Origin of the sequence: Streptomyces sp. YS415, assembly GCF_023544665.1 — a bacterium.
Classification (GTDB): domain Bacteria; phylum Actinomycetota; class Actinomycetes; order Streptomycetales; family Streptomycetaceae; genus Streptomyces.
Map to the genome: position 1 here is coordinate 211,900 of NZ_JAMJFL010000007.1, position 16,645 is coordinate 228,544.

The 16,645-nt window shown below is 72.6% G+C and carries 17 protein-coding genes; 12 read left to right on the forward strand and 5 right to left on the reverse strand.

Translation table 11 applies throughout. The features are described from left to right. Window positions 1–25 precede the first annotated feature (25 nt). Complete coding sequence (locus M8H82_RS11630; protein ID WP_250072927.1) at window positions 26–502, forward strand: SRPBCC family protein; 477 nt, start codon at window positions 26–28, stop codon at window positions 500–502. Here the strand turns inward: M8H82_RS11630 and M8H82_RS11635 are convergent. Further along, window positions 468–1,628 carry a PLP-dependent cysteine synthase family protein gene (locus M8H82_RS11635; RefSeq protein WP_250072929.1) on the reverse strand — a complete coding sequence of 387 codons (1,161 nt, stop codon included), beginning with the start codon at window positions 1,626–1,628 and terminating at the stop codon, window positions 468–470. The two genes, M8H82_RS11630 and M8H82_RS11635, sit on opposite strands and share 35 nt — an antisense overlap. A 323-nt stretch (window positions 1,629–1,951) precedes the next feature. Here M8H82_RS11635 and M8H82_RS11640 point away from each other — a divergent pair, with 323 nt between their 5' ends. The 6 genes from M8H82_RS11640 to M8H82_RS11665 all read left to right on the forward strand — a co-directional run bounded on the left by M8H82_RS11640 (window position 1,952) and on the right by M8H82_RS11665 (window position 5,439). Beyond that, window positions 1,952–2,275: a hypothetical protein gene (locus M8H82_RS11640; protein WP_250072931.1), complete on the forward strand. Its 324-nt coding sequence runs from the start codon at window positions 1,952–1,954 to the stop codon at window positions 2,273–2,275. Between the two features lie 184 nt (window positions 2,276–2,459). Next, on the forward strand, window positions 2,460–2,996 hold the full coding sequence (locus tag M8H82_RS11645; RefSeq protein ID WP_250072933.1) for an ATP-binding protein: 537 nt from the start codon (window positions 2,460–2,462) through the stop codon (window positions 2,994–2,996). A 109-nt stretch (window positions 2,997–3,105) separates the two neighbouring features. Next, window positions 3,106–3,681, forward strand: coding sequence for a TetR/AcrR family transcriptional regulator (locus M8H82_RS11650; RefSeq protein ID WP_250072935.1), 576 nt, complete (start codon window positions 3,106–3,108; stop codon window positions 3,679–3,681). A 9-nt stretch (window positions 3,682–3,690) separates the two neighbouring features. Continuing rightward, window positions 3,691–4,257 carry a DUF4865 family protein gene (locus M8H82_RS11655; protein WP_250072936.1) on the forward strand — a complete coding sequence of 189 codons (567 nt, stop codon included), beginning with the start codon at window positions 3,691–3,693 and terminating at the stop codon, window positions 4,255–4,257. After that, window positions 4,254–5,147 carry an amidohydrolase family protein gene (locus M8H82_RS11660; RefSeq protein WP_250072938.1) on the forward strand — a complete coding sequence of 298 codons (894 nt, stop codon included), beginning with the start codon at window positions 4,254–4,256 and terminating at the stop codon, window positions 5,145–5,147. The genes M8H82_RS11655 and M8H82_RS11660 overlap by 4 nt, the downstream gene beginning before the upstream one ends. A gap of 103 nt (window positions 5,148–5,250) precedes the next feature. Then, complete coding sequence (locus M8H82_RS11665; protein WP_250072941.1) at window positions 5,251–5,439, forward strand: DUF1272 domain-containing protein; 189 nt, start codon at window positions 5,251–5,253, stop codon at window positions 5,437–5,439. A 25-nt stretch (window positions 5,440–5,464) separates the two neighbouring features. Here the strand turns inward: M8H82_RS11665 and M8H82_RS11670 are convergent, their stop codons facing one another. After that, window positions 5,465–6,709, reverse strand: coding sequence for an ROK family protein (locus tag M8H82_RS11670; protein WP_250072942.1), 1,245 nt, complete (start codon window positions 6,707–6,709; stop codon window positions 5,465–5,467). A 235-nt stretch (window positions 6,710–6,944) separates the two neighbouring features. Between M8H82_RS11670 and M8H82_RS11675 the strand changes: the two genes are divergently transcribed. After that, a complete protein-coding gene (locus tag M8H82_RS11675; protein WP_250073079.1) occupies window positions 6,945–8,078 on the forward strand; it encodes a methyltransferase in 1,134 nt (377 codons plus the stop codon). 19 nt (window positions 8,079–8,097) lie between these two features. On the opposite strand, the gene M8H82_RS11680 is transcribed toward M8H82_RS11675, so the two are convergent. Together M8H82_RS11680 and M8H82_RS11685 are read right to left on the reverse strand one after the other, a co-directional pair. Beyond that, entirely contained in the window at window positions 8,098–8,967 is an 870-nt protein-coding gene (locus M8H82_RS11680; protein WP_250072944.1) for a class II fructose-bisphosphate aldolase, read from the reverse strand. A 38-nt stretch (window positions 8,968–9,005) separates the two neighbouring features. Then, on the reverse strand, window positions 9,006–9,887 hold the full coding sequence (locus M8H82_RS11685) for an SIS domain-containing protein (protein WP_250072946.1): 882 nt from the start codon (window positions 9,885–9,887) through the stop codon (window positions 9,006–9,008). 123 nt (window positions 9,888–10,010) lie between these two features. On the opposite strand from M8H82_RS11685, the gene M8H82_RS11690 reads away from it, so the two are divergent. Beyond that, on the forward strand, window positions 10,011–10,790 hold the full coding sequence (locus M8H82_RS11690) for a DeoR/GlpR family DNA-binding transcription regulator (RefSeq protein ID WP_250072947.1): 780 nt from the start codon (window positions 10,011–10,013) through the stop codon (window positions 10,788–10,790). Between the two features lie 77 nt (window positions 10,791–10,867). Further along, on the forward strand, window positions 10,868–12,709 hold the full coding sequence (locus tag M8H82_RS11695; protein WP_250072949.1) for a glycoside hydrolase family 15 protein: 1,842 nt from the start codon (window positions 10,868–10,870) through the stop codon (window positions 12,707–12,709). A 21-nt stretch (window positions 12,710–12,730) separates the two neighbouring features. On the opposite strand, the gene M8H82_RS11700 is transcribed toward M8H82_RS11695, so the two are convergent. Continuing rightward, window positions 12,731–13,681, reverse strand: a complete 951-nt coding sequence (locus M8H82_RS11700; RefSeq protein ID WP_250072951.1) for a DUF748 domain-containing protein — start codon at window positions 13,679–13,681, stop codon at window positions 12,731–12,733. A 167-nt stretch (window positions 13,682–13,848) separates the two neighbouring features. Here M8H82_RS11700 and M8H82_RS11705 point away from each other — a divergent pair, with 167 nt between their 5' ends. After that, a complete protein-coding gene (locus M8H82_RS11705) occupies window positions 13,849–14,070 on the forward strand; it encodes a heavy-metal-associated domain-containing protein (RefSeq protein WP_250072953.1) in 222 nt (73 codons plus the stop codon). A gap of 30 nt (window positions 14,071–14,100) precedes the next feature. Beyond that, entirely contained in the window at window positions 14,101–16,326 is a 2,226-nt protein-coding gene (locus M8H82_RS11710) for a cation-translocating P-type ATPase (protein WP_250072955.1), read from the forward strand. The last annotated feature ends 319 nt before the right edge of the window (window positions 16,327–16,645 follow it).

The window sequence follows — 16,645 nt, forward strand, 5'->3', positions numbered from 1 at the left end:
GGCCATCGCCAAGGGGGTTGCGTTCATGCTGCGCCAACTGCGGCCCGAGGGGCTCGACTTCGTCGAGACGGCTCCGGTACGGCTCGTCTTCAGCCGCGAGATCTCCGCGCCGCCCGAGGTGGTGTTCAGCGCCCTGGCGGACGATGTGCCCGGCTGGGCGCAGTGGTTCTCGGCGGTGAGCCGGGCCCGCCCCGTCGAGGGCACCGGAGCCGGACGCGACATCACCCTGCGCGGCGGCATCCGCTTCGTGGAGCATGTCCTGGCGGCGCAGAACCCCGAGGTGTACGCCTACGCCGTCGCCTCGACCAACGCACCCGGCCTGCGCGCCCTGGTCGAGGAGTGGCGGCTGGCCCCGGTCGGCACGGGCACGCGCGTGCGGTGGACGTTCGCGGCGGACGGCCCGGCACCGGTGCAGATGCTGCTCCGGGCCGCGCGGCCCGGACTCGGCAAAGCGTTCCGGGACGCCGTCACCGCGCTGGACCGGCGGCTGGCGGACCGCTGAGTCGGTCCGGCCAGAGGCCCGTCTCCAGCAGCGACTCGATCGCCTCGCTGTACGGCTGGATGTCCAGGCCCTGCCCGGCTAGCCAGGCGTCCGAGTAGTACTTGTCGAGGTAGCGATCGCCCGGGTCGCACAGCAGCGTCACCACGCTGCCCTGCCGGCCCTCGGCCACCATCTCGGCGACGATCTTCAGCGCGCTCCACAGCCCGGTGCCGGTCGAGCCGCCCGCCTTGCGGCCGATGGCCTTCTCCAGCGCCCGGACGGCGGCCACGCTCGCCGCGTCCGGGACCTTCATCATGCGGTCGATGGCGCCGGGCACGAAGCTCGGTTCCATCCGCGGTCTGCCGATGCCCTCGATGCGCGAGCCGCAGTCGCAGGTGACGTCCGGATCGCCGGTGGTCCAGCCCTCGAAGAAGCAGGAGTTCTCCGGATCGGCGACACAGATGCGGGTGTCGTGCTGCATGTAGTGGACGTACCGGGCGATGGTCGCCGACGTGCCGCCGGTGCCGGCCGTCGCCACGATCCACGCGGGTTCCGGATACCGCTCCAACTCCAGCTGGCGGAAGATGGATTCGGCGATGTTGTTGTTGCCGCGCCAGTCCGTGGCCCGTTCCGCGTAGGTGAACTGGTCCATGTAGTGGCCGCCGGTCTCCACCGCGAGACGGGCGGACTCCTCGTACATGGTGCGCGGGTCGTCCACGAAGTGGCACTGCCCGCCGTGGAACTCGATGAGGCGAATCTTCTCCGCACTGGTCGTGCGCGGCATGACCGCGATGAACGGCACCCCGATCAGCTTCGCGAAGTACGCCTCGGACAGGGCCGTCGAGCCACTGGACGCCTCGATCACCGGGCACCCCGGCCTGATCCAGCCATTGCACAGCCCGTACAGGAAGAGCGAGCGGGCCAGACGGTGCTTGAGACTGCCCGTCGGGTGGGTCGACTCGTCCTTCAGATACAGGTCGATGCCCCACGCCTCCGGCAGCGGGAAGCGGAGCAGATGCGTATCGGCCGAACGGTTGGCATCGGCCTGGACCTTACGGACGGCCTCTTTCAGCCAGCGCCGATACCCGACATCAGTGTGATCGACATCGAGGGTCGCGCCGGTCCGGGTCTGCTGAGGGGTGCTCACGACGGGCTCCTTACGCTTCGCGCCGACGGCGGCTCGCGCGGCCGACGCCCCGATCATAGACACCTTCAGCACCCTTCTCACCTGCATAAACACTCCTTTGGGCAGCTCAAAGGCCACCCTGGGGGCAGCGCCGCGCGACCCATGGGGGCGCATTCGGGCGAGTGCTCCGGCCCCGCCCGGGCGACCCGCCGTACGTACTGGTGCTCGACGCCGGACGGGGGCAGACTGCACCGAGGGCACACTGGATCACGAACACGAGCCGGACCTCGCCCGCCCAGGCCCTTCGGTCCGGCCGACCGACACCCACAAGGGGGCGGGACGGCATGGCGGAGCCGGAGTTCACGGCGACGGGCGTGCGGATCGGGAAGCGGCTGCGCTCGCTCACCCGGGCCGGACAGGTCCGGATCAGCGGCGGTCGGCTCGAACTGCTCACCAGCTACGGCAGCGAGATCGACAGCGCGCCGGTGCAGGCGGTGCGGGCGTCCAAGCCCTGGTTCGCACCGGACGACCGGGCGCTCGCCGACCTCAACGGCAACCGGTATCTGCTGACCCTGGGCGACCACGACCCGGCACCCGGGGAGGCGGGGCCGCCCGCGGCGCGCCGGTTCATCGAGGCGGTACGGAAGGCTGCGGGACGTAACCGCTGACGTACGGCGAGTTGCGGTACCGCACCCCCTGCGTCACGCTGGTCCCACGTCACTATGGGTTTACCGGCGATAACGCTGCGAACCAGCCGCCGGCCACGCCAGCAGGCGGCCGTTGCATCAGGCACTCTGCTGCATCGATCCGAATCCCGTGTTCTTCCGGACCTCAAGTCGGGGAGTCGCAGCCGTGATCAGTCACCCAAGCAGGCACTGCACGGTGGAGCTCCAAGCCCTGCCGTCGCGGATCGGCCAGGTCCGCAGAATCGTATCGGCGCAGTTGCGCTACTGGCATCTGGATCCCTTGATAGACCGGGCGGCGCTCGGTGTGACGGAGCTGTTGACCAACGTCCACCAGCACGCGCAGCCCGACAAGATGTGCACCGTGGAGATCGAGCTGCTGCTCGACCGGCTCATGGTCTCCGTGCACGACCACGACCCGCGTCTGCCGGTCGTGGAGGACATCGACGAGGTCGCGACCCTCGCCACCTGCGGACGGGGCCTCGCGATGGTGGCCGCCGTCAGCGAGAGCTGGGGGGTGCGGCCGGACGGCGAGTCGGGCAAGGTCGTGTGGTTCACGCTGCCGACCCCGGCGTCGGCCAGGGCGGCGGCGGCGCGTCCGCCACGGCGGACGGTGCTGGACACGCACCGGTACACGGACGTCGGACCGCGTGTCGACCTGCGCAGGCCCGAGCATGCTCCCGCCCGGTCGGCCGCTGTCGGCTGACCGGGCGGTGAGAGTTCTGCGGTGATGCCGATCGCGCGCAGCCCATCGGGCTGCGGGCGATCGGCATCTTGCCGCGGTCCCGCGGTCACTGGTTTCTGTAACTACTAGTATGTACAGTGGCGGCATGAGCACCCCCGAGCGGCTGATCGAGTCCACCCGCGAACTGCTGTGGGAGCGCGGGTACGTCGGCACGAGCCCCAAGGCGATCCTGGAGCGGTCCGGCGCCGGGCAGGGCAGCATGTACCACCACTTCAAGGGCAAGCCCGATCTCGCCCTGGCCGCGATCCGGCGGACCGCCGAGGAGCTGCAGGCCGCCGCGGAGGCGGTCCTGGGTGCGCCGGGGACGCCGTACGAGCGCATCGAGGGCTATCTGCGGCGGGAGCGCGAGGTGCTGCGGGGCTGTCCGGTCGGGCGACTGACCATGGACCCGGAGATCGTCGCGAGCGAGGAACTGCGCGCGCCCGTCGACGAGACCCTGGACTGGCTGCGCGAACGGCTTGCCGGGATCGTCGAGGAGGGCAAGGAACAGGGGCAGTTCGCGCCCGCTCTCGACGGCGAGGAGATCGCGGCGACGATCGTCGCGACCGTCCAGGGCGGCTATGTGCTGGCCCGCGCGTCGGGTTCCCCGGCCGCGTTCGACACCGGGGTCCGGGGGCTGCTCGCCCTGCTCCGTCCGACCGTCTAGGGGGTTTCCGTGCACGCCATGCAGTACGAGATCAGCCTGCCCGCCGACTACGACATGGGCATCATCCGGCGGCGGGTCGCCGAGCGGGGGCATCTGCTCGACCGCTGGGAGGGGCTGGGCCTGAAGGCCTATCTGATGCGGGAGCGCGGGGTGCACGGCTCGCCGGTCAGCCAGTACGCGCCGTTCTACCTCTGGAACACCGCGGCGGGCATGAACGCCTTCCTGTGGGGCGCCGGCTTCCAGGGGATCTGCGACGACTTCGGGCGGCCCCCGGTGCGGGGGTGGACCGGGCTGGCGTATGCCGAAGGGAGCGGTGCGCGGGCGCGGACGGCGGTACGGCGGCGGCGACCGGTGCCGGAGGGTGTGCGGCCGGCCGACGTCGCCGAGGACGCGCTGAGCGAGGTGCGGCGGCTCGCGGCGCGGGAGGGCGCGGTGCTGGCGGCGGCCGGAGTGGACGCCGGGGCCTGGGAGTCCGTGCAGTTCTCGCTGTGGGAGCAGGACGAGCCCGAGGCCGAGGGCGAGGTGTTCCAGGTGCTGCATCTGTCGGCACCCGAGCGGGACCGGCTGACGCCGTGAGCCTGGTACGGACCGTGCTCGGGGATGTGGCGCCGGAGCGGCTCGGCGTGTGCGACGCGCACGACCATCTGTTCCTGAGCACGCCCCGGCTGCCCGGGGAGGAGCTGACCGGCATCGCCGCCGCCCGTGACGAGCTCGTCGCCTTTCGCGCGCACGGCGGCGGCAGCGTGGTGCAGTGGACGCCGTACGGGCTCGGGCGTCGGGCGGCCGATCTGCCGGCGCTGTCGCGGGAGACGGGAGTGCAGGTGGTGGCCGCGACCGGGCTGCACCAGGCCGTGCACTACGGCGAGGAGTTCCTTGCCGGGCTGCGGGGCGGGCTCGCCGAGCTCTTCGTCACCGAACTCACCAGGGGCATCGGCCCGTCGGGGGTGCGCGCGGGGCTGGTGAAGGTGGCCGGCGGGTTCCACGTCCTGGACGCGCACGCCCGGTGGACGATGACCGCGGCGGCCGAGGCGCATCACGCCACCGGCGCCCCCGTCGCCGTACACCTCGAACTCGGTACCGGCGCACTCGACGTACTGGAGCTGCTGTGCGGGGAGTTGGGGGTGCCGCCGCAGCGGGTGATCCTCGGGCATCTCAACCGCTCCCCCGATCTCGTGGAGCAGCGGCGGGTGGCCCGGGCCGGCTGCTATCTCGCCTTTGACGGTCCGTCACGCGCCCATCACTCCACCGACTGGCGGATGCCGGACGCGGTGCGGGCGCTCGCCGAGGCCGGTTTCGCCGACCGGCTTCTGCTGGGCGGTGACAGAACGACGGCCTCGGCCGGCCCGGGGCCCGCGTATCTGCTGCGCCGGGTGCGGGAGCGGCTGGAGAGCGCGGTGGGTGAGGAGGTGGTGCGGTCGATGCTGATCGACAATGCGGCGCGCGCCTTCGCCGTCGACTGGCGCTGAGCGTGGCCCGATCCTGTTGATCATTGTCCCGGCAGGCCGTTTCGGCCACGCCCGGCGCGCTGAGGATGGAAGCCGACGGACGATGCCGAGGAAAGGTGCGGGGATGGCGCTGGAGATGCGTGACCGCTGCGAGCGCTGTGCGACGGCGGCCCTGGCGGCCGACGGGCCCGCGCTCATCTGCTCGTACGAGTGCAGTTTCTGCGTGCCGTGCGGCGAGGCCCTGCGGAACGTGTGCCCCAACTGCGGCGGCGAACTGGTCCCGAGGCCCCGCCGGGTGGCGTCCGCGAGCTAGCGGGGTTCGTGGCCCCGGTGCGCGGTCACGGTTGGGTCAGCGCGCCCAGGGGATCGTCCAGCACCGGCTGCCAGGCCAGCTCGGCCGCGCCCACCAGGCTGTTGTGGTCGAGCGTGCACGCCAGGATCGGCACGCCGCCGCTCTGCCCCCACAGGCTGCGGTCGGCGACCACCGCGCGCAGCCGGTCCGGATCGGCGGCCAGGAGGGTGCGGTGCAGGCCGCCGAGGATGATGCGGTCCGGGTTGAGGATGTTCACCAGGCCCGCGAGGCCGAGGCCGAGCCGGTCGATCAGCGCCTCGGTGGCCGTGCGGACGGACGGGTCGTCGTAGTGGTGCCGGATCAGGTCGTTGGCCTGCTGCAGCAGCGACACCTCCGGGCCTGTCTCGCGGCCCGCGGCGGTGAGCAGGGCCAGCGGGTCCGCCTCGACGTCCAGGCAGCCGCGGCTGCCGCAGTGACAGGGCCGGCCCTCGGGGTTCACGGTGAGGTGGCCGACCTCCAGGGCGAGCCCCGAACTTCCGGTGTGCAGCCGCCCGTCGAGCACCAGCGCGCCGCCCACGCCCCGGTGCCCGGTGGCCACGCACAGCAGGTCCCGGGCACCGCGCCCGGCGCCGTGCCGGTGCTCGGCGAGCGCGGCGAGGTTGACGTCGTTGCCCGCGAACGCCGGTCCGCCGATCCCGGCCGCCCGCACGCACTCGGCGAAGATCCGGCGCACCGGGGCACCCACGGCCCACGCCAGGTGCAGCGGGTTCAGGGCCAGGCCGTCGGGTTCGGCGACGGCGGACGGCACGGCGAGACCCGCGCCCACGCAGCGCCGCCCGGTCGTGCGCAGCAGGTCCGCGCCCGCTTCGACGACCGACCCGAGGACCTTCGCCGGGTCGGCGTCGACGGTCTCGCAGCCCGGCGCGGTGGCGACGATCCGTCCGCCCAGGCCCACCAGCGCGGCCCGGAAGCCGTCGGCGTGCACCTGGGCGGCGAGCACGACGGGGCCGTCCTCGGCGAGTGCGAGCCGGTGCGAGGGGCGGCCCTGGGAGCCGGCCGCGGCGCCGGGCCGGGCGTCGACCCGGATCAGGCCGAGCGCCTCCAGTTCGGCGGCGACCGCGCCGGCCGTGGCCCGGGTCACCCCGAGTTCGGCGGTGAGCACGGCACGGGTGGGGGCGCGTCCGGTGTGCACGAGCTCCAGCGCGGGCCCGAGCGCACCGCGTCCCCGGTCCAACCGCGTCCTCGAGGTGGTCCCTTCCCCCGCCGGCCGGGGGTCAGCCTTGCCGCTCATGAGGGCGAGTCTCCCATGATCCGCAGGTGCGCCGGTCTACCGGCCACCGACTCCGGGCGTGACGTCCGGCCGCCCGGCCGGCCCCAACTCGGGCGGCGCGCTGCCCGGGTACGCCCCGGGCCCCCGTGACCGGCGGCGCGTCCGCTCGCTCATCGCCGGGCGCAGCTAGGCGTCCATCCCTCCACCCGGTCCTGAGCTGGGGTTCCGATAGCCTGGACGGACGATGGACGACCGTATGAAGACCCCGTGGGGCGAGACCCCCCTGTCCCGCTTCCCGGAGGACCCACGCGACCGGCTGCGAGCCTGGGACGCCTCCGACGAGTACCTCCTGCGGCATCTCGCGGACCAGGAGATCGCCCTGTCCGGAACGGTCGTGGTGCTCGGTGACCGCTGGGGCGCGCTGGTCACGGCGCTGGCCCCGCACCGGCCGACGCAGATCACCGACTCCCATCTCACCCAGGAGGCGACCCGGGCGAACCTGGCGCGGGCCGGGGTCGAGCCCGGCGCCGTGCGGCTGCTCACCACGCAGGACCCGCCGCCCGAGCGGATCGACGTCCTGCTGGTGCGGGTCCCGAAGAGCCTGGCGCTGCTGGAGGACCAGCTGCTCAGGCTGGCGCCCGCCGTGCACGCGGACACGGTCGTGGTCGGCACCGGCATGGTGAAGGAGATCCACACCTCGACGCTGAAGCTGTTCGAGCGGATCCTCGGCCCGACCCGGACCTCCCTCGCCGAGAAGAAGGCGCGGCTGATCTTCTGCACGCCGGATCCGGCGCTGAAGCGCGGCGGCACCCCGTGGCCGTACAGCTACGAGCTGCCCGACGGCGTCGGCGCGGTCTCCGGTCGTACGGTCGTCAATCACGCGGGTGTCTTCTGCGCGGACCGGCTCGACATCGGCACCCGGTTCTTCCTGGCGCATCTGCCGGACAGCCGGGGCAGTCTGCGGGTGGTGGACCTGGGCTGCGGCAACGGCGTGGTCGGTACGGCGGTGGCGCTGGGCAACCCCGAGGCCGAGGTGCTGTTCGTGGACGAGTCCTTCCAGGCGGTGGCCTCCGCGGAGGCGACGTACCGGGCGAACGGCGTGCCGGGGGACGCCGAGTTCCGGGTGGGCGACGGTCTGGCCGGGGTGCCGGCGGGGAGTGTCGACCTGGTGCTGAACAACCCGCCGTTCCATTCCCACCAGACGACCACGGACGCGACGGCGTGGCGGATGTTCACCGGGGCTCATCGCGCGCTGCGGCCGGGCGGTGAGCTCTGGGTCGTCGGCAACCGCCATCTGGGCTACCACGCCAAGCTGCGCCGTCTGTTCGGGAACTGTGAACTGGTCTCGGGCGACCCGAAGTTCGTGGTGCTGAAGGCGGTCAAGCGCTAGCCGGAGTGCGCGACGGCGGTCAAGCACTGGCCGGCGTGCCGCTGGTGAGGGTGCGGATGATCCCGGCCACGGCCCGCACCATCGCCTCCCGTCCGGCGCTCAGGTAGGTGCGCGAGTCGACCGCCTCGGGATGTGCCGCGAGGTGGGTGCGGATGGCGCCGGTCATCGCGATGTTGAGGGCGGTGCCGATGTTGACCTTGGTGATGCCTCCCGCCACCGCCCGGGTGAGTTCGGCGTCCGGCACGCCGGAGGAGCCGTGCAGGACGAGGGGGACGTCGAGGGCGGCGGCCAGCCGTTCGAGGCGGTCGTGGTCGAGGGCGGCCGTACGGGTCGTCATGGCGTGCGTGCTGCCGATGGCGACGGCGAGCGCGTCCACCCCGGATGCGGCGACGAAGGCGCGGGCCTGGGCGGGGTCGGTACGGGCGCCGGGGGCGTGGGCGTCGAGGGCGGGCCGGCCCTCCTTGCCGCCGATCTGACCCAACTCGGCCTCGATCCAGAGCCCTTGGGCGTGCGCCCAGTCGGCGGCGGCCCGTGTCGCGGCGAGGTTCTGGCTGTAGGGCAGACGTGCCGCGTCGTACATCACCGAGCTGAATCCGGCGCCGGGCGCCTGGCGCAGCAGGTCGTCGCTCTGGACGTGGTCGAGGTGGAGCGCGACGGGGACGTCGGCGCGTTCGGCGGCGGCGACGGCGGCCCGGGCGAGCGGGAGCAGTCGGCCGTAGCGGAACTTGACGGCGTTCTCGCTGACTTGGAGGACGACGGGGGTCTGCGCGGACTCGGCTCCGGCGATGACGGCCTCGATGTGTTCGAGGGTGATGATGTTGAAGGCGGCGACGGCGGAGCGTCGTTGCGCGGCCCGGGTGACGAGCTCGCCGGTGGTGACGAGGGGCACGGGGGGTCCTTCCGTGGACGTCGGGGGTTGCGGCGGCGTCAGGGGGCGAGGATCACCGAGCGGGTGAGGTGGCGCGGGCGGTCGGGGTCGAGGCCGTGGGAGCGGGCGACGGCGACCGCGAGGCGCTGGGCGCGGATCAGGTCGGCGAGCGGGTCGAGGGTGCCGGACACCCAGGTGGCGCCGGTGGCGCGGACCTGCGCTTCGAGGCCCTCGGGCGGCTCGCCGAGCATCCAGGTCGCGGTGCCGTCCGCGGAGATGCTGATGGGGCCGTGCCGGTACTCCATCGCCGGGTAGGACTCGGTCCACGCCTGCGCCGCCTCGCGCATCTTCAGCGCGGCCTCGTGGGCGAGCCCGACGGTCCAGCCGCGGCCGAGGAAGGTGAACTGCGCGCTGTCGATTAGCCCTTGGGGCAGTTCCGCGGTCAGGGCCGCGCGGGCGTCGGCGACGACCGAGTCGGTGTGCAGGCCCAGGTGGGCGCGGAGCAGGGTGAGCGCGGTGGTCGCGAAGCGGGTCTGCACGACGGAGCGTTCGTCGGCGTAGTCGAGGACGACGACGTCGTCGGCGGCGGCCATGACGGGGGTGTCCGGGTCGGCGGTGACGGCGGTGGTGCGGGTGCTGCCCCGCAGGTGTCCGAGCAGGTCGAGCACTTCGGTGGTGGTGCCGGACCGGGTGAGGGCGACGATCCGGTCGTAGGCGCGTCCGCGCGGGAACTCCGAGGCGGCGAAGGCGTCCGTCTCGCCCTGGCCCGCGCCCTCGCGCAGGGCGGCGGCCGACTGCGCCATGAAGTACGAGGTGCCGCAGCCGACGATCGCGACCCGCTCCCCCGGCACCGGCAGCGCCCCGCCGTCCGCGGCCGCCTGGGTCGCGGCCCGGGCCCAGCACTCGGGCTGGCCGGCCAGCTCCTCCTCGACGTGGGTCATGCCCACCCCTCCCCTACGGTGATTTTTCCTGCAAGATATAGCGACCTTTCGAGCAGAATCAAGCATTCCGGGGAAGTGGGGGTGCGCTAGGGTCGCCGGGGAGATCGAGGAACGGAGGTGCGGATGTCGCGCGATGCCCGCTGGAAGTCCCTGCTGGACCTGCTCGTCGAGCGGGGCCGTCTCGACGTCGAGGAGGCCGCCGCCGAACTGGCGGTCTCGGCCGCCACGATCCGCCGCGACTTCGACCAGCTGGCCGAGCAGCAGATGCTGGTGCGCACGCGGGGCGGCGCCGTCGTCCACGGGGTCTCCTACGAGCTGCCCCTGCGCTACAAGACCGCCCGGCACGCCTCGGAGAAGGAGCGGATCGCCAAGGCGGTGGCCGCGCTGGTCGCCCCCGGTGAGGCGGTGGGACTGACCGGCGGCACGACGACGACCGAGGTGGCCCGCGCGCTGGCCGTGCGCGGCGACCTGGCCACCGGCTCCCCCGCGCTGACCGTCGTCACCAATGCCCTGAACATCGCCAACGAGCTTGCCGTACGCCCCCAGTTCAAGATCGTCGTGACCGGCGGGGTGGCACGTCCGCAGTCGTACGAACTCATCGGGCCGCTCGCGGACGGGGTGCTCGGGCAGATCACCCTCGATGTGGCGGTGCTCGGTGTGGTCGCCTTCGACGTGGCGCACGGGGCGGCGGCCAACGACGAGGCGGAGGCCGCGATCAACCGGCTGCTGTGCGAGCGCGCGGGACGGGTGGTCGTGGCCGCCGACTCCAGCAAGCTGGGCCGCCGCGCGTTCGCCCGGATCTGCGCGGCCGAGGCGGTGGACACGCTGGTCACCGACACGGCTGCCGGCGCCGACACGGTCCGGCGGTTCACGGAGGCCGGTGTCGAGGTCGTCACGGTCTGATGGCGTTACGCGCCCACGGGGTACCCCTTTCCGCCTAGGCTGGTGGCGTGGCGGTGTCGGGGGCCAGGGAGGCTGCGATGAGCGGAACAGCACCGAGCGACCAGGACGACGCCCCCGGGGCTTCGCGCTATCTGCCGATCGCCGAGCACGGCCTGATCGGCGACCTGCGCAGCGTGGCCCTGGTGGGGACGGACGGCACGATCGACTGGTACTGCTGCCCGGCGTTCGACGCGCCGAGCGTTTTCGCCGCCATCCTCGACGCCGAGCGTGGTGGGTCCTTCGAGCTGGCGGCGTCCGTACCGGCGCAGACCAAGCAGTTCTACTTCCCGGACACCAACGTCCTGATCACGCGCTTCTTCACCGAGGACGGCGTCGGCGAGGTGCAGGACTTCATGCCCGTCGACGGCGACACGGTGGAGACCGAGCGGCACCGGCTGATCCGGCGTGTGCTGTGCGTGCGCGGCTCCATCCCGTTCCGCACCCGGGTCGCTCCCCGCTTCGACTACGGCACCCAGCCGCACACCGTCCGGATGGACGGCGACGTGGCGGTCTTCGAGTCCCCCAAGCTGTCGCTCGGGCTGACCGCGACGGTGCCGCTGGAGCCCGACGGCCTCGATGTGCGGGCCGACTTCAAGCTCGCCGAGGGCGAGGTGGCGGTGTTCGCGCTCGACCAGGTCGGCGGCGAGGTGACGCCGCGCAGGTGCGCCATGACCGAGGCGGAGGAGCAGTTCAGCACCACGGTGGCGTACTGGCGGCACTGGCTGTCCGCGTCCAAGTACCGGGGCCGCTGGCGGGAGATGGTGCACCGCTCGGCGCTCACCCTCAAGCTGCTCACCTACGCACCCACCGGAGCGATCGTCGCCGCGCCGACGACCAGCCTGCCCGAGCAGATCGGCGGCGAACGCAACTGGGACTACCGCTACGTGTGGGTGCGCGACGCCGCCTTCTGCGTGTACGCGCTGCTGCGCCTCGGCTTCACCGGTGAGGCCGAGGCGTTCATGAACTTCGTGACCCGGCACGTGAGTCCGGGCGACGGCAAGCCCTCCGGCCCGTTGCAGATCATGTACGGCATCGACGGCCGCACCGATCTCACCGAGCGGGAGCTCGACCATCTGGAGGGCCACCGCGGGTCCGCGCCGGTCCGCATCGGCAACGCCGCCGCCGAGCAGCTCCAACTCGACATCTACGGCGCCCTGATCGACTCGATCTACCTCTACGACAAATGGGCCAAGCCGATCTCCAGCGACCAGTGGGACGACGTATGCGCGCTGGTGGACTGGGTGTGCGAGCACTGGGACCAGCCGGACGAGGGCATCTGGGAGACCCGGGGCGGGCGCAAGAATTTCCTGTACTCGCGGCTGATGTGCTGGGTGGCGATCGAGCGGGCGATCCGCATGGCCAACCGGCGCGGTCTGCCCGCCGACATCGTCCACTGGCGCAACTGCCGGGACACCATCTACCGGCGCATCATGAGCAAGGGCTGGTCGGAGACGCGCCAGGCCTTCGTCCAGCACGAGGACGACGACGTGCTGGACGCGGCCGTCCTGATGATGCCGCTGACGAAGTTCATCGCGCCGACCGACCCGAAGTGGCTGTCCACCCTGGACGCCCTGACCCAGGACCTGGTCTCCGACTCCCTGGTCTACCGCTACGACCCCGTGGCCAGCCCCGACGGACTGCGCGGCGACGAGGGCACGTTCTCGATCTGCTCGTTCTGGTACGTCGAGGCCATGGTGCACGCCGGCCGCGTCGACGAGGCCCGCCTGGCGTTCGAGAAGATGCTCACCTACGCCAACCATCTGGGCCTGTACGCCGAGGAGATCAGCCACACCGGGGAGCAACAGGGCAACTTCCCGCAGGCGTTCACCCACCTGGCGCTGATCAGCGCGGCCTTCAACCTCGACCGGGCGCTCGGCTGAGGTCAGTGGCCGTGGCTGAGGTCAGTGGCCGTGGCCGGGGGCGGCCTCCTCGTGCGAGGCGGTCTCCTCCGGTGACGGCGCCGTCCCGGTGCGGACGGTGAACGCGGCGGTGCGGACCTTCCCGTCGTGCTTGAAGTCGACGAACAGCCGGTAGGTGCCGCTGCTCGGCGCGGTCGCGCTGAAGGAGATGCCGGGGCCGGGCCTGGTCTTCCCGTCGCCGGGCTCGCCGTTCGGGTGGACGTGCAGGTAGGCGAGGTCGCCGGAGCGCAGGGCGACCAGGTGGCCGTAGGCGCCGAGGTAGGGCTGGAGGTCCCTGACGGGCTTGCCGTCGCGGGACACGTTCAGCTTCAGCTCGCTCGCCGCGCCGGGGCGCAGGGCGCCGTCCAGGCGGACCTGATAGCCGTCGACCTCGGCCGTGGCCTTCGGGGCCGGGAGGTCCTGGGGCTCGTACGGGCCGGAGGCGGCGAGGTCGGCGCCGAGGGTCAGGTTCGCGGCACCCTTCTTCGCCGGGGTGAAGTCGGCGAAGACGCGGTAGCCGCCTGCGCGGGGCAGGTCGACGGGGATGCTCCAGGTGCCGTCGGCGACACGGGCCGGGTGCAGATGGCGGTAGGTGACGAGGTCGCGCGAGGCCACGATGAGGTGGAGTTCCTTGTCGTGCTCGCGCTGGTAGGCGGTCACCGCGCGGCCCCTGTCGTCCCGGATGACGAATCGCAGGTCGGTGCGGGCGCGGGCGGCGAGGGACGGGGTCTGCAGGTCGAGGGTGTAGCCGCCCTCGGAGATCTGGAGCCCGCCGGCCGCCGCCTGGTGCCCGCCGCCCTTCTCCGGGCTCGGTGAGGCCTCGCTGTGGCTCTCGTGCCGCGCGGGGGCGGGGTCCTCACCGACCGGTCCGACGCCCTTGCCCACGCCGTAGGCGGTGCCGAAGGTGGCGGCCAGGCCGGCGGCGAAGGCGGTGATCTTCAGTCCGGCGTTCATGACGATCTCCTCGGTCTCACGATCCTTATGCCGCCAACCATACCCCTGGGGGGTATCAAGTCAACCCCGGATCACACTTGCTTTCGATACCCCCCATGGGTATACATGGAATCACCGGCCGGGATACCCCCACCGGGTATACGGACACTCTATCCAGGAGGCATCTCATGCCCACGCAGACGATCACCACGTACGCCGTCGCCGGGATGTCCTGCGGCCACTGCAAGGCCACGCTCACCAAGGTCATCGGCGAGCTGGACGGTGTGACCGGGGTGGAGGTCGACCTCGACCGGGGACAGGTCACCGTCAGCAGCAGCGCCGAACCGGACGACGCGCTGATCGCCGAGGTCGTCGACGAGGCCGGCTACGAGTTCACCGGCCGCGCCTGACCCCCCGCACGCCCACACGAGGAGCAGAGAATGACCACCACCAGCGACACGGAACTCACCATCGGCGGCATGACCTGCGCCTCGTGTGCGGCGCGCATCGAGAAGAAGCTGAACCGCATGGACGGCGTCACCGCCACCGTCAACTACGCCACCGAGAAGGCGAAGGTCAGCTACGGCAGCGACGTCTCCGTCGACGACCTGATCGCCACCGTCGAGGCGACCGGGTACACCGCCCAACTGCCCGCGCCCGAGCCCGAGAAGGCGCCCGAGAGGGACGGACTCCGGCCGCTGCGGGAACGACTCGTCACCGCCGTCGTCCTCGCGGTCCCGGTCGTCGCGATGGCCATGGTCCCGGCCCTGCAGTTCGAGTACTGGCAGTGGCTGTCGCTCACCCTCGCGGCGCCCGTCGTGACCTACGCCGCCTGGCCGTTCCACAAGGCCGCGTTCACCAACGCGCGGCACGGCGCGGCCACCATGGACACGCTGATCTCGGTCGGCACCTCGGCCGCGTTCCTGTGGTCACTGTGGGCGCTGTTCCTCGGCACGGCCGGCGAGCCGGGGATGACGCACCCCTTCGAACTGACCATCTCCCGCAGCGACGGCTCCGCGAACATCTACCTGGAGGCGGCCGCCGGGGTCACCGCGTTCATCCTGGCCGGGCGGTACTTCGAGGCCCGCTCCAAGCGCAAGGCGGGCGCGGCGCTGAAGGCGCTGCTGGAACTGGGCGCCAAGGACGTCACCGTGCTGCGTGACGGACGTGAACAGAGCATCGCCATCAGTGAGTTGAAGGTCGGCGACCGGTTCGTCGTGCGGCCGGGCGAGAAGATCGCAACCGACGGCGTGGTCACCGAGGGCTCGTCCGCCGTCGACGCCTCGATGCTCACCGGGGAGTCGGTGCCGGTCGAGGTCGGCGTGGGCGACGCGGTCACCGGCGCCACGATCAACGCGGGCGGACGCCTGGTCGTCGAGGCCACGCGGGTCGGCGCCGACACCCAGCTGGCGCGGATGGCCCGGCTGGTGGAGGACGCGCAGAACGGCAAGGCCGCGGCGCAGCGGCTCGCCGACCGGATCTCCGCCGTCTTCGTGCCGGTCGTGATCGCTCTCGCGCTGGGCACCCTGGGGTTCTGGCTCGGCAGCGGCGCCGGTGTGGCCGCCGCCTTCACCGCGGCCGTCGCCGTGCTGATCATCGCCTGCCCCTGCGCCCTCGGCCTCGCCACGCCCACCGCGCTGATGGTCGGCACCGGGCGGGGTGCCCAGCTCGGCATCCTCATCAAGGGCCCGGAGGTGCTGGAGTCCACCCGCAAGGTCGACACCGTCGTCCTCGACAAGACCGGCACCGTCACCACCGGCCGGATGACGCTGCTCGCGGTGCACACGGCCGACGGCGACGACGAGGCCGAAGTCCTGCGGCTGGCAGGCGCGTTGGAGCACTCCTCCGAGCACCCGATCGCCCGGGCCGTCGCGGACGGCGCGCTGGAGAAGCTGGGTGCGCTGCCCGTGCCGGAGGACTTCGCGAACGTACCCGGGCTCGGTGTGCAGGGCATCGTCGACGGCCACGCGGTCCTGGTGGGCCGGGAGCGGCTCCTCGCGGAGTGGGCCATGGAGCTGCCGGTGGAGCTGGCGCGGGCCAAGTCCGAGGCCGAGGCGGGCGGTCGTACCGCCATCGCCGTGGCCTGGGACGGCCGGGCGCGGGCGGTGCTGGAGGTCGCCGACGCCGTGAAGGAGACCAGCGCGGAGGCGATCGGCAGGCTGCGGGCGCTCGGTCTGACGCCGATGCTGCTCACCGGGGACAACCGGGCCGTGGCCGAGTCCGTGGCGCGGCAGGTGGGGATCGCGCCGGAGCATGTCATCGCCGAGGTGCTGCCGCAGGACAAGGTCGATGTCGTCAAGCGGCTGCAGGGCGAGGGGCGTTCGGTGGCGATGGTCGGCGATGGCGTCAACGACGCGGCCGCGCTGGCCCAGGCCGACCTCGGCCTCGCGATGGGCACGGGGACGGACGCGGCGATCGAGGCCGGTGACCTGACCCTGGTCCGCGGGGACCTGCGGGCCGCGGCGGACGCCATCCGGCTGGCCCGCCGGACCCTGGGCACCATCCGGTCCAACCTGTTCTGGGCCTTCGCCTACAACGTGGCCGCGCTGCCGCTCGCCGCGGCCGGACTGCTCTACCCGATGCTCGCCGGAGCGGCCATGGCCTTCTCCTCGGTCTTCGTGGTCGGCAACTCGCTGCGGCTGCGCTCCTTCCGAGCCACGGGCTGATCCGGGGGCGGTGCCCGGGGCTCGGTCCTTCCGGACCGCGGGCCGGCCCGGCGGGGGCAGTGGCCGGGGGTGGTGCCCGGGGGCGTACCTGGGGGTAGTGCCCGGCGGCGGACCCGGGGGTAGTGCCCGGGGGTGGTGCCCGGCGGCGGACCCGGGGGTGGTGCCCGGGGGTGGTGCCCGGCGGCGGACCCGGGGGTGGTGCCCGGGGGTGGTGCCCGGCGGCGTACCCGGGGGTGGTGCCCGGCCGCTTCACTCAGTGGCCGGGCACCTGTCCGTGCCAGAGGGGGTCTCCCACCCCTCCCAGCCGCTCGGCAAGACC

Bases quoted from the DNA above. Each gene is read 5' to 3' on its own strand.
- M8H82_RS11710 (WP_250072955.1), top strand. From the start codon at position 14,101: ATGACCACCACCAGCGACACGGAACTCACCATCGGCGGCATGACCTGC.
- M8H82_RS11700 (WP_250072951.1), bottom strand. From the start codon at position 13,681: ATGAACGCCGGACTGAAGATCACCGCCTTCGCCGCCGGCCTGGCCGCC.
- M8H82_RS11640 (WP_250072931.1), top strand. From the start codon at position 1,952: ATGGCGGAGCCGGAGTTCACGGCGACGGGCGTGCGGATCGGGAAGCGG.
- M8H82_RS11705 (WP_250072953.1), top strand. From the start codon at position 13,849: ATGCCCACGCAGACGATCACCACGTACGCCGTCGCCGGGATGTCCTGC.
- M8H82_RS11650 (WP_250072935.1), top strand. From the start codon at position 3,106: ATGTACAGTGGCGGCATGAGCACCCCCGAGCGGCTGATCGAGTCCACC.
- M8H82_RS11675 (WP_250073079.1), top strand. From the start codon at position 6,945: ATGAAGACCCCGTGGGGCGAGACCCCCCTGTCCCGCTTCCCGGAGGAC.
- M8H82_RS11630 (WP_250072927.1), top strand. From the start codon at position 26: ATGCTGCGCCAACTGCGGCCCGAGGGGCTCGACTTCGTCGAGACGGCT.
- M8H82_RS11665 (WP_250072941.1), top strand. From the start codon at position 5,251: ATGGCGCTGGAGATGCGTGACCGCTGCGAGCGCTGTGCGACGGCGGCC.
- M8H82_RS11670 (WP_250072942.1), bottom strand. From the start codon at position 6,709: ATGAGCGGCAAGGCTGACCCCCGGCCGGCGGGGGAAGGGACCACCTCG.
- M8H82_RS11685 (WP_250072946.1), bottom strand. From the start codon at position 9,887: ATGACCCACGTCGAGGAGGAGCTGGCCGGCCAGCCCGAGTGCTGGGCC.
- M8H82_RS11695 (WP_250072949.1), top strand. From the start codon at position 10,868: ATGAGCGGAACAGCACCGAGCGACCAGGACGACGCCCCCGGGGCTTCG.
- M8H82_RS11690 (WP_250072947.1), top strand. From the start codon at position 10,011: ATGTCGCGCGATGCCCGCTGGAAGTCCCTGCTGGACCTGCTCGTCGAG.